The 15,319-nt window shown below is 61.7% G+C and carries 13 protein-coding genes; 7 read left to right on the top strand and 6 right to left on the bottom strand.

Annotated features, from left to right (window positions below; translation table 11 throughout):
• On the top strand, nucleotides 1-326 hold a 326-nt coding region (locus JL39_RS31900; RefSeq protein ID WP_037146708.1), incomplete at its 5' end, for a barstar family protein.
• A 70-nt stretch (nucleotides 327-396) separates the two neighbouring features.
• On the opposite strand, the gene JL39_RS04450 is transcribed toward JL39_RS31900, so the two are convergent.
• Nucleotides 397-6,627 (bottom strand): hypothetical protein, encoded by a 6,231-nt coding sequence (locus tag JL39_RS04450; RefSeq protein ID WP_037146710.1) that lies wholly within the window; start codon nucleotides 6,625-6,627, stop codon nucleotides 397-399.
• A 473-nt stretch (nucleotides 6,628-7,100) separates the two neighbouring features.
• Between JL39_RS04450 and JL39_RS04455 the strand changes: the two genes are divergently transcribed.
• Nucleotides 7,101-7,469, top strand: coding sequence for an Hpt domain-containing protein (locus tag JL39_RS04455; RefSeq protein ID WP_037148405.1), 369 nt, complete (start codon nucleotides 7,101-7,103; stop codon nucleotides 7,467-7,469).
• A gap of 135 nt (nucleotides 7,470-7,604) precedes the next feature.
• Nucleotides 7,605-7,925: a 2Fe-2S iron-sulfur cluster-binding protein gene (locus JL39_RS04460; RefSeq protein ID WP_037146711.1), complete on the top strand. Its 321-nt coding sequence runs from the start codon at nucleotides 7,605-7,607 to the stop codon at nucleotides 7,923-7,925.
• 394 nt (nucleotides 7,926-8,319) lie between these two features.
• Here the strand turns inward: JL39_RS04460 and JL39_RS04465 are convergent, their stop codons facing one another.
• Nucleotides 8,320-8,931 carry a DUF922 domain-containing protein gene (locus JL39_RS04465; RefSeq protein ID WP_037146712.1) on the bottom strand — a complete coding sequence of 204 codons (612 nt, stop codon included), beginning with the start codon at nucleotides 8,929-8,931 and terminating at the stop codon, nucleotides 8,320-8,322.
• A gap of 190 nt (nucleotides 8,932-9,121) precedes the next feature.
• Here JL39_RS04465 and folP point away from each other — a divergent pair, with 190 nt between their 5' ends.
• From folP to folK, 3 genes are read left to right on the top strand one after another with little or no spacing between them, the layout of a single operon-like run.
• On the top strand, nucleotides 9,122-9,922 hold the full coding sequence (folP, locus tag JL39_RS04470) for a dihydropteroate synthase (protein ID WP_081952718.1): 801 nt from the start codon (nucleotides 9,122-9,124) through the stop codon (nucleotides 9,920-9,922).
• Nucleotides 9,922-10,287 carry a dihydroneopterin aldolase gene (folB, locus tag JL39_RS04475; RefSeq protein ID WP_037146714.1) on the top strand — a complete coding sequence of 122 codons (366 nt, stop codon included), beginning with the start codon at nucleotides 9,922-9,924 and terminating at the stop codon, nucleotides 10,285-10,287. The genes folP and folB overlap by 1 nt, the downstream gene beginning before the upstream one ends.
• On the top strand, nucleotides 10,256-10,798 hold the full coding sequence (gene folK / locus JL39_RS04480) for a 2-amino-4-hydroxy-6-hydroxymethyldihydropteridine diphosphokinase (RefSeq protein WP_052182676.1): 543 nt from the start codon (nucleotides 10,256-10,258) through the stop codon (nucleotides 10,796-10,798). Before folB ends, folK begins: the two co-directional genes overlap by 32 nt.
• Before the next feature lie 18 nt (nucleotides 10,799-10,816).
• On the opposite strand, the gene JL39_RS04485 is transcribed toward folK, so the two are convergent.
• The 4 genes from JL39_RS04485 to JL39_RS04500 form a co-directional block, all read right to left on the bottom strand.
• Nucleotides 10,817-11,371: a hypothetical protein gene (locus JL39_RS04485; protein ID WP_037146720.1), complete on the bottom strand. Its 555-nt coding sequence runs from the start codon at nucleotides 11,369-11,371 to the stop codon at nucleotides 10,817-10,819.
• A 102-nt stretch (nucleotides 11,372-11,473) separates the two neighbouring features.
• The gene (locus tag JL39_RS04490; protein ID WP_037146722.1) at nucleotides 11,474-12,553 is read right to left on the bottom strand and encodes a TIGR01620 family protein; all 1,080 of its coding nucleotides are present in this window, start codon (nucleotides 12,551-12,553) and stop codon (nucleotides 11,474-11,476) included.
• Nucleotides 12,550-14,019, bottom strand: a complete 1,470-nt coding sequence (locus tag JL39_RS04495; protein ID WP_037146724.1) for a YcjX family protein — start codon at nucleotides 14,017-14,019, stop codon at nucleotides 12,550-12,552. Before JL39_RS04495 ends, JL39_RS04490 begins: the two co-directional genes overlap by 4 nt.
• A gap of 71 nt (nucleotides 14,020-14,090) precedes the next feature.
• Nucleotides 14,091-14,600 carry a histidine phosphatase family protein gene (locus tag JL39_RS04500; RefSeq protein WP_037148408.1) on the bottom strand — a complete coding sequence of 170 codons (510 nt, stop codon included), beginning with the start codon at nucleotides 14,598-14,600 and terminating at the stop codon, nucleotides 14,091-14,093.
• Between the two features lie 271 nt (nucleotides 14,601-14,871).
• Here JL39_RS04500 and dksA point away from each other — a divergent pair, with 271 nt between their 5' ends.
• The gene (gene dksA / locus JL39_RS04505; RefSeq protein ID WP_037146726.1) at nucleotides 14,872-15,291 is read left to right on the top strand and encodes an RNA polymerase-binding protein DksA; all 420 of its coding nucleotides are present in this window, start codon (nucleotides 14,872-14,874) and stop codon (nucleotides 15,289-15,291) included.
• Nucleotides 15,292-15,319: the final 28 nt, after the last annotated feature.

Genomic DNA, 15,319 nt, shown 5'->3' on the forward strand with positions numbered 1-15,319 from the left:
ATAAAATCGGAGCCAGTGGAATCCACAGATTCACAAAAGCCGCCCGACGCTCTAACTGGGACGGTTTTTACGATGCCATGCACGACCTGTCATGGATCGAAGCCGGGAGCATCAATATTGTCGTATTGAATGGCATCTCCTTATATCGCCGTAATCCCAATCTTTTCCAAAGGTTCGCAAGTTCACTCGACGCGGTTGGCGCCGAATGGGCCAAACCGGTGTCCGAAGGCGGGCCATGGGATAGGCGGCCGAGACCTTTCCATGCCCTTTTTGCCAGCAGCCGGAAATCCGACCTGCCTTTGCCGCTTCTTGATATCAATATCTGATCCGGATTTCGCTATTATCAAACAAAAGGCCGCCTCAAGGGCGGCCTTTCTGTTCGGTGTGTGCAGCTTCTTAGCTGAACCGGCCGGCGGCGTGGGCGAGCATCGTGTAGACCTTGCCCGTATCCGAGGTCAGGTAGCTCTGCGTCACCGTCTTGTCGCGGTCGGTGCGGGCGACGTCGGCAAGCAGCTTTTCGAAATCGGCGATGTAGCGATCGACGGCCTTGCGGAATTCCGGCTCGCGCTCGTACTTGCGCTTGATCTCGTCGAAGGTCTGCTGGCCTTTCAACGTATAGAGGCGACGGGTGAAGACGTCGCGCTCGCCGCGTTGGTAGCGCCGCCACAGATCGACCGATGCGTCATGGTCGATCGCGCGGGCGATATCGACCGAGAGCGAATTCAGCGATTCGACCATATGGCGCGGATTGCGATTGTCACCATTGCTGCGTGGCGCGGGAGCCGGTTCGGCCGGACGGGCCGGTTGCGGCTGGCGTGCCGCCGGCGCTTCTCCGAGCTCGTCGCGCGAGGCGCCGCGCAGGAGATTGCTGATCCAGCCTTCATCACCGCGCACCCCCTGCTGTTCAGGCGCCCGCGGAGCTGGCGCCGATACCGGCCGGCCGAGCGGAAGCGTACCGCGCAGCGAGCCCGAGGCATAGGGATCATTGCGGGATGCGGCGGGAGCGGTCTGCGGACGAGCCGGCGCTGGCTGAGGCTGCGGCGCCGGCGCGGGGCGGGGCGTCGAGGCTTCGGAAACTTCGAAGTTCTGCGTGGAGCGGCCAACCAGCGCGGAAATATCCTGAAGAGCCTTGATCTGCTCGGCGACCGCACGGCGCATGGCTGCAGCACTTTCCTTGGCTTCTTCCGGAAGATCGAAGGCACCGCGCTTCAGCTCCGAGCGGGTGACGTCGAGTTCGCGGCGGATATCCTGCGCCGAACGCCGGATCTCGTCGGTCGCGCCGGAGAACCGGTTGATCGCTTCCTCGACCGACTCGCGCAGTGTTTCGCGAAGCTGCTCGGCCGCACTGCCGGACCGGTTGGTGGCATCCGACAACAGCCGTTCGATATCGCCGAGCGACTGAGAGATGCTGCCACGCATCCGCTCCGAAAGATCGCGGGTGCGCTTTTCGGCTTCCGACAACGTCGCCTCGATGGCACGATTGGCGTCACCGCCGGCATTGGTCAGCGCTTCGCGCATCGCATCCGCAGTGACTTCGGCACGGTGCTGGGTTTCCCCGAGCGTGCGGCCGATATCGGCAAACGAGGTGTGCAGGCTTTCGCGCAGCCGTGAACCTACCTGCAGCGAACGTTCTTCGGCACGTTCAAAAGCGCCGTCGACGAGGCTTGTCAGGCTGCGCATCGTTGCTTCGATTTCCTCGGAGCGCTTGACGAGGCCGCCCGCCAGGCTGTTGAGGGCGCTCTGGCGTTCGTCCAGCGTGCTGGTGAGGTTGGATTGGGCGGCATCAAGGAGATCGGACGCCTGCGCGAGCACTCTGGAATGCTCGTCGAAGCGGCTGACGATGCCACCCACCTGATCGAACGTCTGGCTGAAGACTTCCGTCATCCGTTCGATATTGGTTTCCAGCATGCGGGTCGAACCGGAAACGATATCGGCGGCTTGTGTCGCCGATTGCGTGAAACGATTGGCCGTCACGCCAAACTTGCGGTCGGCCTCTGCCAGATGTTCCACAACCAGTTCCGTGGTGCTGCCGAGTTCCTGCGTCGCCTGTTGAACCAGTGCGCTGATGCTGGAATTGCTTTCCGCAAGCTTGTCGATGAGGCCGTTTACCGCGACCGACAGGCCCTGTTCGACACGGCGCATGGTGCCGGCCGCATCCTCGGTCCGCTGGCTAATTGCCGAAAGCGTCTCGTTCGTCCGGGCGGTGATGGCATCGATCAGCGCCGAATTTTCGTTGCGGATGCGCGCGCTCGTCTCCTCGGCCGTGGCCGAGAGCCGTTCTGCACCCTGCTGCGCCGCAGCGGTAATCTGCGTGACGGCGGATCGGCCGGTCTCGGCATATTCCTCGACCATCGGCTTTGCCTTCTCGTCGAGAATGCGAGACAGTTCGGCCGAACGGCTTGCGAGCATGGAATTGAGGTCGCGGGCGCGGGTATCGAGGGCCGAACGGATCGCTTCGCCGCGCGCAGCAAGGGCGCGGTCGACGGCGTCCATGGCAGTGTCGAGCTGGCTCGCGGTTTCGGCGAGCGCGCCGCGGATATCGTCGCCGCGGGTGCCGAGCACCTTCTGTGCATCGTCGAGCGCTTCCGAGATCGCTGCCACCTGGCGTTTCACAAGATTGTCGGCCTCCGCCACCTTGCTGACGATCGCGCTACCGGCCTCGGAGAAGGCATGCGCCACGGTCGCCGCCTGGCCGGCAAGCCGGTTCTGCGTTTCCGAAATCCGACCGACGATCTCTGTGGAACGCTCTTCGATCGCCTTGGTGAACTCGTCATTTCGGTTGGCGAGTTCCTGCGTGAATTCGGAGCCGGCGCGGGCGAGCGCTTCCGCCGAGCGGGTGGCTTCGCCGTCCATGCTCTGGGCCGCTGCGCTGACTGCTTCGCGCAGGGTCGAGGCGAGGCCGACGGCCTTGCTTTCGATGGTTTTCGTGACGTTGTCGAGGCCGATCGTCAGCGCCCGATCGACCGTTCCGAGCCGTTCCTCGATACGGGCCGTGCGGTTGTCCATGGTCTCGGTGATCCGGTCCGTCGCTTCGCCCGCTGCACGCTCCAGCTCGGCCGTGCGGCTGCCAAGCGTGGTGGAAAGCTTGGTGCCCGCGTCTTCGACGAGCTGTGTCGCGTTGAGGATCTCGCCGCGGATACGGCCTTCGAGACCACCGAACGTGGACTCGATCCGGCTTCCGGTTTCCTCGAGCGCCTGCTGAACATCGCCGACGGTCTCGCGGACACGGTTGGAAAAGGCATCCGCCGACTGTCCGATGCCGCTGGCCGCGTCGGAGAGCTGGGTGGTGAGTGCGCCGACATTGTTGCGCAGCCGTTCTTCGAGCGACTGGCCAGCCGCATCGATGGCGTCCTTGAGCGTGCTCTGCTGGTTCTCGAGCGACATTTCCAGCATGCCTGCACTTGCGGCGATGGAGGTGCTGATGGACGTCGCCTGATCGTTCATCAGGCTGCCGATCTGCTCATGCGCCTCGCCGAGCGCGCCCGCGATCATGGAGGTGCGTTCTTCGAGCGTCTCACGCAGCTGCTCGTAGCCGGAGCCGAGGGTCGCCTCCATCTGCTGGTGGCCGAGACCGATCGTCGCGGCAATGCGGTCCTGTGTCGAGCCGAGGAGCGTCTCCATGCGTTCCAGGCCGTCGGCCATGCCCGTCTCGAATCGCTGCGTGCCGTCTGCGAGCGTGCTCTCGATGCGACCTGCTGCCCCGCCGACGGTCTGTTCCAGACGAGCTCCGCCGCTTTCGAGAATACGCGAGAGCTCGGCGGTCCGGTTCTCCAGGGAAAGGTCGAGATTGAGCTGGTTGTCGGCATAGGCGTTGCGAATGGCATCCACCCGGGCAGCGAAGGACTGCTCGATGCGGCCGTCCGCATCGGTGAGCGTGCTCGCAAGCGCGGTGGCCTTTTCGTCCAGCATGCCCGAGAGACGATCTTCGCTGAGTGCCAAGGAAGTGGCGATTTCCATCGACTTGTCGTCGAGAATCTCGGCGAGCTTTTCGCGGTTGGTGTTCAACGTTTCATGGATTTCGGACGTGCGCCGGCTGAGATTGTCGCCGATCTGCTGTTCGGTCTCGGAAAGCGCGCGGAGGATGGATTCCGACTTTTCATTCAACGTGCCGGTGAGGCGGTCCTCGCCGAGCGCGAAGGAGGTGGCGATTTCCATCGACTTGTCTTCGAGAATCTCGGCGAGCTTTTCGCGGTTGGTGTTCAACGTCTCATGGATTTCCGACGTCCGCCGGCCGAGATTGTCGCCGATCTTCTGTTCGGTCTCGGAAAGCGCGCGGGCAATGGATTCCGACTTTTCATTCAACATGCCGGTGAGGCGATCCTCGCCGAGCGCGAAGGACGTTGCGATTTCCATCGACTTGTCTTCGAGGATCTCGGAAATGCGTTCTCGATTGGTATCAAGCGATGCCTGCATGGCAGTGGCATGGCGGCCGAGATCGCCGCTGATGCGCTCTTCGCTTTCCGAGAGTGTCCGGGCGATATGTGCCGACTTCTCGTCGAACATGCCTGCCAGACGCTCCGGCGCATTGGAGATCAGCGTGTCGAGCGCGGCGGTCTTCTGGCTGAGAACCTCGGTCAGATGATCGTGGCTGCTGGAAAGGGCGGTGATGATCGCGCCGGAGCGGACTGCCAGCCCCTGCTCGAACCTCGTCTGGTTTTCCGAGAGCGCATCGAGAAGATAGTTGCTGCGCTCGGCAAACGTACCGTCGATCGTCTGCTGAACACTCGCAAGCCCTTGCTGAAGCTCGCCGATACGTAATCCAAGCGCATCCTGGATGCCGGCGACGTGGGAGGTCAGTGTGCCGTCGATCGTCTCGTGGACATTCGAAAACGCGTCCTGGATCTCGCCTGTCCGCGATGCAAGCACGGTGTGGATTTCGGCCGTGCGGGAGGCGAGCGTATCCTGGATCTCGCTGCTGCGGGCCGTCAGCGCGCCGGAGAGTTCGCGCGCGCGGCTTTCAAGCACGGAATCGAGCACTTCCTGGCCGGTGTCGAGTGTGGTCGCAAGCGCGAGCGACTGGTCGGTCAGCGAGGAGCTGATGCGCTCGATGCTGGAGCTTAGAATGTTCTCGATCGACTCCGAGCCGCTTGCAACGGTCTCGTTTATGCGGGCAAGGCTGTCCATCAGCTTGCTGTCGAGCGTGCCGGCACGCTGATCGAATGCCGACGTGAACTGCGAGATGCTCTCGTCGAACGTCGTGCTGAGCTGGCCGACGGTTGCCTGCAGGCGTTCCTCGAAGAAGCCGGAACGCATGTCGAGGTCCATGACGACGTCGTCAACCGTGCTCTGCAAGCTCTGGCGGAAGAAAGAGCCTCTTTCATCGAGCGAGCTGTTGAGGGTGGCGAGGATACCGTCGAGGGAGCCGGTGAGCGTCCTTTCGCTGTCTGTGAGGCCTTCCGTGATTTCGCGTGTGCGGGCGAGCAGGGTTTCGTTGAGCTGTCGGGTGCGGTCGGCAAGGGCCGCGTTCAGCTTTTCAGTATTGGCGTCGAGCGTTGAGGCGCGGGTTTCGAATTCGTTCAGCAGCGCCTGGCCGCGTTGCGAAAGCACCGAGGTGATCTCTTCCATCCGCTCGTCGAATTCGTGGGCGAGCGCGAAGCCGGAGGAGTTCAGGGTCTGTAGCAGGCTTTCCGCCTTGTTGGTGAGCAACGTGCCCAGCGCCTCGCCGGCTGCGTCGGATTTCTCCATCAGCGCGGCGGCACGGGTATCGATCATCGAAGCGAATGCTTCGCCGGATGTTGCCAGGCGGACCGAAATCTCTTCGGTCGCCAGCGACAGCTCTTCCTTGAGCTGGTCATGAGCGCCGACGATCGAGGAGCGGATGCGTTCCGCGTGATTGACGATTGCATCGCGCTCGGCGCCGAGTTCGTGCACGAGCCCTCTGACGCGCAACTCATTGTCGGTGAAGCTGCGCTCCAGCGCATTGACTTCCGAATGCACAAGGGTTTCGAGCTCGGTGGCGCGTGCGATGGTGCGCTCGATGCCTTCATTCATCGCCGAGACTTCGCGGCGCACGGCCTGTCCGACGCTCATGATCCGCTCGGAGGCGATCGTCTCCGGCTCGGACAAGCGAAGCGCCACTTCGGCCATGGAGCGGGCAGCGTTCCTGAGATCTTGCGCGCGCGCCATCATGATGGCGAAGGCGAAGAACAGCATGATTGGCACAAGGATGCCGACCACGAGCGCGACGAGGCCCGGCGCAGCAAGCACGCCGGCGACGGAAGTGATTTCCCACAGTTGGTTGCCATAAATGAGCTGGCCAAGCCCGATGCCGGCGATCGCCCAGAGAATCGAGATGATCACCGCATTGCGGATGGCCGAACGCATCGCGCCGCCTTCCAGTGTCCTGAGAAGGGCCGTCGTACTGCGCCTGCCGGCGTCATTGGCAGGCTGGAGGGCAGGAGACTTGGCAACGGTCTCGGAAGCCGACGATCTGTAGGATTCGGCGGTGTCCTCCTGATTCTGCGAAGGAGCCGGACGCTGCTTGGATGTATCTGACACGCGGGCCTCCGAGGCATGGAGCGCTGGTTTGGGGCGCGGCGGCTCATCGTCGAAATTGATCTTCAGAGCATCTTCCAACGCCTGGAACGCCGTCTCGTCGATCGATTCGCTGCTGGTTTTCTTCGCCATGCGGTTACGCCTCGTTACATACTCGCCCGGCCATCCCATCCGACGCTCTGCCGCCCGCAGACCGAAAGACGGAACACTGCCTGCCGGAAACCCAACTCCCTCATGGAGCCTGTTTCCTATTCACTTTCAGGTCGGACGGCCGTTCTTTCAAACGGATGATAACGAAAGCTTACCAACCTGACATCTGCGGCAAAAGGAGAATATTCCTCGCCACCTTAGTCGTACTGTAGTGGCACATCCGGCCATCTGGCACAATTAAAACGCCTGCCTGAGGCCGGTGGCTCGGATTGTTGTTAACAGAATTTAAACCATGGAAAGATGCAAAAGTCCTAAAATCCCGGGAGCTTAGCAGAAATTAACCATATGGGAAGATTTCAGCCCCGATTGTGCCGGAATTTAACGGGATAGCGGCATGTGCCCCGCACAATTCGGGACACTTTTAGAATAACAATAGGGAAAACTGGTCCATGGCAATGGCAGCCGTCAGTATCGCGTTCGAAGCGCCGGAAAATCATCGGGGCGCGTGCCCCTCGCACTCCCGTCCGATTGATCTCGTTCATCTCGCGCACCAGACTATGGGCGACAAGGCGCTCGAAATCGAAGTGCTGCAGATGTTCGCGCGCCAAGCGCGGCGTGCGCTGCAGGACATGACCGGCGCCGACGCTGCGACGACCGCGGCTGTCGCCCATCGCCTGAAGGGAGCCGCCAGCGCGGTCGGTGCTTTCCAGGTTTCAGCAGCAGCCGAGAAACTCGAAAACAAGAGTGCGGACGCCGCTCTGAAGGCCGCTGTCGACGCAGCCGTCATCGAAGTGGAAAACTTCATCAATAAGCTCTGCCGCTAGAGGCATTAATTTTTGGCTCAGGGCGCCCATGGGACAGCCTGCGGCGCCCGAAAATGTTGACTGGACCGGGGTTTTATTGGAAGACAGCGCGCTTAAATAAGCCGTAACCCTTCAACATCCCGGATTTCCAACATCATGACGAAACTGACCATCGTTGCCTTCGACAGAACGCGCTTCGATATCGACGCCGAACCCGGCTCCACAGTCATGGAGAATGCGGTTCGCAATTCCGTTCCCGGCATCGAGGCGGAATGCGGCGGCGCCTGCGCCTGTGCGACCTGTCATGTCTATGTGGATGAGGCCTGGACCGAAAAGGTGGGGCCGCCCGCACCGATGGAGGAGGACATGCTCGACTTCGCCTTCGAGGTGAGGCCGAATTCCCGGCTTTCCTGTCAGATCAAGGTGAAGCCCGAGCTCGACGGGCTGATCGTCAACGTGCCTGAGCGGCAGGCCTGACCTTCTCTTTTTCACGAAAGAAGCGCAAAAAGAAGCCTCGCTGCGCAAAACTGCAAGCGAGGCGAGGCGGGCGCATCACCAACAGGCGAGGGAGGAGACACCTGTGGCTGAAGACGCGCCAGGAGAACCTAAAAAGCGCGGAAAACGATCCTCACGGATGCCGAGGGGGGCTGTGCAACATATCGCCGCCCGATCGGAACGCACACTGATCTCGTTGCTATCTACCTCGTTTGCTTCGCCTTTCGACGACTCGCCGGCAGATCAACCATGTCTCATCTATATATGAGATTCGTATTTTAGGCTATCGCGATAAATCATCCGTCATTGGCCGGATGAGGCGCAAGCTTCACGAAAGCTTCGCTGCGTTCGAGTTGGCGATTTCAAGGAACGCGGCTTACTTGCCTCTGCGCTTCAGGTTGTACTGCAGGAGCCGCATCAGGCGCGCATCGAAATTCGCCGCCTCGACCTGATCGAAGCGCAACTGTTCCCTGTCATGGGATTCGAGAAGCCGGCTTGTGATCTCCGCCACCTGTTTCTCCAGAACCTCACAACTCCTGTTCGGACGAAGGGCGAGCAGTTCCCGTTCCAACTGGTAGGCATGGTTGCGGGCGATCTCCGCATGGCGCTCCTCGTGCCGCTTGATATCCGTCGACAGCGTGTCCCAGATGAAACCGAGGTCGGCTGTGGCGCGTCTGCGATTGCTCCAGCGTGGCAGGACGATGCGGGTGCGCAACGTCACCCGCGCGCCGCTGATCTCGCAGCGCCCGCCCTTTTCCATATAGGTGACGTCGCCGCCGAATTTGATCTCCGTCGCCCCCGGGTGGCGGTGTCCGGTCGTGCGCGTGACGGGGCCTCGCTTCTCGAGTTCCTTGTCGAGATCTTCCGCCGTGCGTCCGCCGATCCGGAAATAGGAATAGGTCTTGGTGATGGCTGGCTGGGCCGAAGCCACCGCCGGGATCACGCAGAGGAAAAGAATTGCACCGGAAAGCCGGCGGACCCTGCGCATTAAAAACATTCTCTGGCCTGCGACGTTGAACTTCAACCAAGCTTGGGGCATAGCCAAGGGGAGCGCAACACAAAGGCATGAAATTTTGCGTTACCCCTCGACAGATGGACAGCCGGTGACATCGCGGCGCAACAGGTCATGGCACGTTGGGCGGGGCCGGACCTTCGAGCTTGGCCCGACGGGCCATATCATGGCGATCATCAACGTCACGCCGGATTCCTTCTCCGATGGCGGACGCTACGGAAGCGTCGACGCTGCGGTGGCTCACGCGCTCGCCTGCGTCCGCGACGGTGCCGCAATTCTCGACATCGGCGGCGAATCGACGCGGCCAGGCGCGGCGGAAGTAATGGCCGCGGAAGAGCAGGGCCGTGTCCTGCCGGTAATCGAGAGACTTGCGGCAGAGACCGACGCGCTGATCTCCATTGACACCTATCGTGCCGAGACGGCGAGGCTCGCCATGGCGGCAGGCGCCCACATCATCAACGACGTGCACGGCCTGCAGCGCGAGCCGGAGATCGCAACGGTCGCCGCGGCGACGGGAGCCGGCATCTGCATCATGCATACCGGCCGGGGCCGCGAGCAGGAAAAGCGGGCCGACCGCATCGCGGACCAGGAATTCTTCCTCACAAAATCGCTTGAGATCGCCCGTGCCGCCGGTATTCCGGAAGAGGCGATCGTACTCGATCCGGGCTTCGGTTTCGCCAAGAACCGCGACGACGACATGGAGCTGATGGCGCGCTTTGCTGAGCTGCACCGGCTTGGCTTTCCGCTGCTTGTCGGTACATCGCGAAAGCGTTTCATCGGCGCGGGGACAGGCCGCGACAAGCCGGAGGAACGCGATGTCGCGACCGCCGCGACCACTGCCATCCTGCGGCTTGCGGGAGCGGCGATCTTCCGCGTCCACAATGTCGCCGCCAACCGCGATGCGCTGGCGATGGCGGACGCCGTGCTGGCTGCCGCCTGGGCTCATGAGGAAAAAGGAAATACCTGATGGGCACCTATACGATCACGCTGAAGAACTGCGGCTTTTACGCCCGGCATGGCGCATTTGAGCAGGAAGCCACGCTCGGCCAGCGCTTCTTCGTCGACGTCGTCATGCATGTGGCAGCGGACGAGGCGCTCGAAAACGATGATGTCGAGAGTACGGTCCACTACGGCATCGCCTATGAGATTGTCGAAAAAGTCGTGACGCAGAACCGCCGCAACCTGATCGAGGCGCTCGCCAGGGATATCGCCGTGGCGCTCTGCGCCTGGTCTCCGCAGATCAAGCGTGCCGATATCACCGTTCGCAAGCCGAGCGTGCCGATCCCAGGTATCCTGGATTATGCGGAGGTGCGTGTTGAACACGTCGCCTGAAAAGCCCTTCGAGATCGCCGCATTGGGTATCGGCGGCAATATCGGCGATCCCCCGGCCGCCATGGCCGAAGCCCTGCGGCAACTCGACCAACGCGAAGATTGCCGCGTCCTCGCCGTTTCGAAACTTTATTCGACTCCGCCCTGGGGAAAGACGGATCAGGCGGATTTCTTCAACTGCTGTGCGCTGGTGGAAACGTCGCTGGACCCCGAGGAGCTTCTCGATGTCTGCCTGTCGATCGAACAGGGCATGAAGAGAGTGCGACTGGAGCGCTGGGGGCCGCGTACTATCGACATAGACATCCTCACCTTCGGGACACGTAATCAGAAGAGCGAGAAACTGGAATTGCCGCACCCCCGCATGACCGAGCGGGGGTTTGTGATGATGCCGCTTGCAGATATCGCACCAGACCTTCTGGTGAAGGGACGAAAAGTGGGCGAGTGGCTCCAGGAAACGGATACCGCCGGCATCAAGATCGCAAGGGACAGCCAGGATTGGTGGCGGGGCGCGTAAGCGCCGCGGACGCGGTCTTTACTGGTTGATCGAACCGACGGCGATCGAGTCGAGGTCCCGGTCGAGGCTGAGCCCGATGACCGGAATCATCTGGTCTTCGACCTTGACCGAAATCGTGATGTTCATCTTGTTCTCGCCGCGCAGGCTAGCCACCATGGCGCCGTTGAGCTTGGCACGGTTGATGCCCATCACGACCTTGTCGCCATTGACCGACCCGGAGATGATGTCGAGACCCTTGCCTTCCGCACCGTCCAGGAATTTGCCGGTGTAGCTGCGACCGCTCTGGGTGATAACCGCCGACATAGGCTGCTGGAAGACGCCGACCCGGCAGGTGCCGTCGAGCTTGATGCCGACATCGCCGTCCGGAGTCGGCGCACCGGTCAGGCTGCAACTGAATTTGGTGCCCTTGTATTTGCCGGCGACGATTTCGCCCGGGCCTTTCCAGGCGCCGGCGACCGACTGGAAGAAAACCTTGTCGCGAGGAGCGGCTTCCGCTTGCGGAGCCATGGCCGACGTGGCCGCGACAGTCAGAACGGCAAGCCCGCCGATAAGCGAAAGGAGGCGCGGATACATGATACTTTCCCCGACGAGCAGCGACGTTAAGTGCTTCGTAATTTAGGCGGGAATGGTTAACGAGTGGTATCCGTGGCCGGATTGCAGCGACCCTCGATCGGCCTATTCTTCGTCTTTCCGGCTGCCGACCGCTGCAATATCCGAGATGAAATCACCGATCCCCGGGCGCTTGACTGCCTTGAAAGGAAGTGGCCGGCAGAGGTCCATGGCGGCGATACCGATTCGAGCGGTGAGCATCCCGTTGATGACCCCTTCGCCAAGCCTCTTCGACAGTTTCGAGGCAAGCCCGTGGCCGAGCACCTGCTGGGCGAGGCCGTCGCCGACCGCGATGGAGCCTGTGACGGCGAGATGCGCGATCACGTCCCGCATCAGCCTCATGAGGCCGAGAGTACCCGGCCGGCCCCCATAAAGTTCCGCCATGGCGCGGATGAGCCTTGTGACTTCGAAGAGCACATAGGCAAGGTCGACGACCGCGCGGGGGCTGACGGCGGTGACGATCGAAACGCGTTTGGATGAGCCGAGGATCAGTGCGCGGGCCTTGCGGTCGAGAGGGGCCAGGAGTTCCCGTTCGGCCAGTTCCAGAAGCTGCGGGCCGTCAATAATGTCGTCCTTCGTGGCATCGAGCGTGGCCCGGCCCCTGGCGGTCTCGGCGCGATGGCTGAGGATTTTCGCAAGCCTCGAGACAACAGAGCGTGCCGCTGCCGGACGAGGGGAAAGGATCGCTTCCTCGGCTTCCGCCTTCAACGTCTGGACGGCGGAAAGCCGCATCATGCCGAAGATTTCACGACCGATGATCACCGCCACCGCGAGAAGCCCGGCCCCGAGCGCGATCAGTGCCGCATAGCCGAGCCAGTCGGCGCGCGAGAAGAGGTCGCGGATCACCTGGTCGGCCCACAGTCCGAAGGCGAGCGACAGGAAGGTGCCGAAGGCGGCGAGCGCCAGATTGACGAAGGAGAATTTCTTGCGCGCCCGCGGCTCGGCAACAGGGATCGCTTCCGGGGCGAGCTCGGCCGGCGTCACGAAAGGGTCCTGGTCATCAGGGGTGACGACGACCTCGCCCTCGAAACTGCGCGGGCTGCGACGAACCGGGGGGGCTGCCTCGCCATGAGACATCGCTTCTTCTTCCACCGCGAAGGAGGCGGGCCGGCGCCTGCCGTTCTGAGGTGTCTCGGGCGGTTTCATGCGAGGCGGTCTCCGAACAGGAACTGCATGGCGCGGTCGAGCCGGATATGCGGCACAGAGAGCTTCAGGCCGCCGTTCGATTCTTCCAGCGCCGGCGGGCGGAAGCGAACGACGTTGATTTCCGGGAGTTCCGCATTCGGTGCATCGAGATTTTGAAACAATGCTTCAGGATTATCCGGTAAATCTCCGGGAAATATGGCAGTTTTCTTGTTTCCGTCGAAGCGTTCGCCGTTGATTGTCTCACCCGCCATCGGCGTACCGATGATGACCGGCAGGATGTGGTTGTCTTCCTTGACAGTCGCCTCGCGGGTGGCGCGGACGGAAGCGATCGCCATCACCTCGATGCCCGCGCCTGCCATGCCGATCCGCTGGATCGCGCGATCGACCAGACGGCCGGTGAGCCTTTCCAGCCGGTCATGGCTTTCGTGATGCAGGTGGTCCGCCTTGGTGGCGGCGACCAGAACCTTGTCGATCCTTCGGCCGATGAGCGACGAGAAGAAGCTGTTGCTGCCGGGGCGGAAACAGGCGAGCACGTCCGTCAGCGCGCGCTCCAGATCCTGCACGGCTTCGGGGCCGCGGTTGATCGCCTGAAGAGCGTCGATCAGCACGATCTGCCGGTCGAGCCGGGCGAAATGCTCGCGGAAGAAGGGTTTGACGACTACGTTTTTATAAGCGTCGTAACGGCGCTCCATCATGGCCCGCAGCGAACCCTTGGAGGCTTTGGTCTCCGGAATGTTCGGCAGCGGCGCGAACGTGAGCGCCGGCGAACCCTCCAGATCGCCGGGCATCAGAAAGCGTCCGGGCGGCAAGGTCGACAGCGATCGCTCATCCGCCTTGCAGGCCCTCAGGTAAGCTGCAAAAGCTTCCGAAAGGCGCCGCGCCGTCATCTCGTCCGCCGGCGCATCCATGTCGATGCTCGACGCCAGCGCCAGCCACTCGCGCGACAATTCCTTGCGGATGCCGGTTTCGGCGAGCGTTACGGTGTTCTCGCTGAACGCGCGAAAATCCTGGGTGAGAAGCGGAAGGTCGAGCAGCCATTCTCCGGGATAATCGACGATGTCGATCGAAAGCCGGCCGCGCGAGAACATCCGGCTCCAGCCACTGGCGCTCTGATAGTCCAGCGTGATGCGCAGCTCCGAAATGGCGCGGGTCGAATCCGGCCAGATGCGGTCGCGGACCAGCGCCTGGATATGGTCCTCATACTGGAAGCGCGGGATCGCATCGTCCGGTTGCTGTTCGAGCCGCACCGCGGAAACGCGTCCGGAGCGGACGGCTTCGAAGAGCGGCAGGCGACCGCCGTTCAAAAGGTTGTGGACGAGCGATGATATGAATACTGTCTTGCCGGCCCGCGACAGGCCGGTGACACCAAGCCGGATGGCGGGATGCATGAGGCCCGAGGCACGGTCGGTGATATTGTCGAGCGCAATCCGCGCGTCGTCGGTGAAGCTGGTAAGCGAAGGCGGCAAGGCGTCGTTCCGGGTTCAATGTTCCAGCTATATAGGAAGCGGAGACGATGCCGCAAAGGCGACGGCACGTCTCAGGCCGTCAGGAAGTCGATCAGCACCCAGGCTGCGCCGGAACCTGCAACAATCCCGCGATAATCGAGCACGGCGAGACCGGCAGGCGGATAGCCGCCCGGAATGGCGGCGACCATCTGGTCGGCGCCAATCAACGCCTCCAGCACCTCTTCCATGGTCGGGTTATGGCCGATCAGCATCACCGAGGCGCTTTCCTTCTGGCCTTCGAGGACGGCAAGATAGGTGCTGAGCGAGCCGCTGTAGAGCTCGTCGATATAGACCGGCTCGATCGCCTCGTCGGTCGCACGCCGCACGGCTTCCGCCGTTTGACGGCAGCGGACCGCGGTCGAGCTGATCACGATATCGGGCCAGTATTTCCTGTCGGCCGCTTTGTCGGCGACGATCTCGGCCTCGGCAAAGCCCTGATTGTCGAGCGCCCGGTCGAAATCATGCTGTCCCGGCTCCGCCCAGCCAGACTTGGCGTGGCGCAGGAGATAGATGCGGGAAGGAGGAGGAGTGATCGTCGTCATGCCCGGCGCCGGAACCAAAGAAATTCACTGGATGGGTAGCCTTTCGACGGGATACTCGTCAACTGCCCGAAATGTTTCTGCTGGAACGGACACGCGCCGGCCAAGTTAAGCACAAGAAAACTGGCTGCAGTCAATAAAGGTTAAAAAATAGCCATTTAGCTGAATTTTGTGACGGTTTTAAAAATATCTTAATGCTTGGCGGAAGGCTTGAACCGGCATAGGCGAATAGGATATAGAGGCGCCGCATGAGATGTTCTTCAGGAGAATCGCGTTGAGTGAGAAGATCGATCTTAGCAATTATGTGCTCTCGGAAGACGACGAGTTCATGAATGCAAATCAAAAAGCGTATTTCCGAGCAAAGTTGATTGCTTGGAGAAATGACATCCTGAGAGAAGCGCGCGAAACGCTGGATCATCTGGCAGAAGAAAGCGCAAATCATCCCGATCTCGCTGATCGGGCCTCCTCCGAAACCGACAGAGCCATCGAACTCCGCGCCCGTGATCGCCAGCGCAAGCTGATTTCCAAGATTGACGCCGCCCTCCAGCGTATCGAAGACGGCACCTACGGCTATTGCGAAGAGACCGGTGAGCCGATCGGGCTCAAGCGTCTTGACGCCCGACCGATTGCAACGCTGTCGATTGAAGCGCAGGAACGGCACGAGCGCCGCGAGAAGGTCTACCGGGACGAATAGTTTCACGATTTCGCCGAAACGCAATTTC

The organism is Rhizobium sp. YS-1r, assembly GCF_000757525.1.
Lineage (GTDB): Bacteria > Pseudomonadota > Alphaproteobacteria > Rhizobiales > Rhizobiaceae > Neorhizobium > Neorhizobium petrolearium.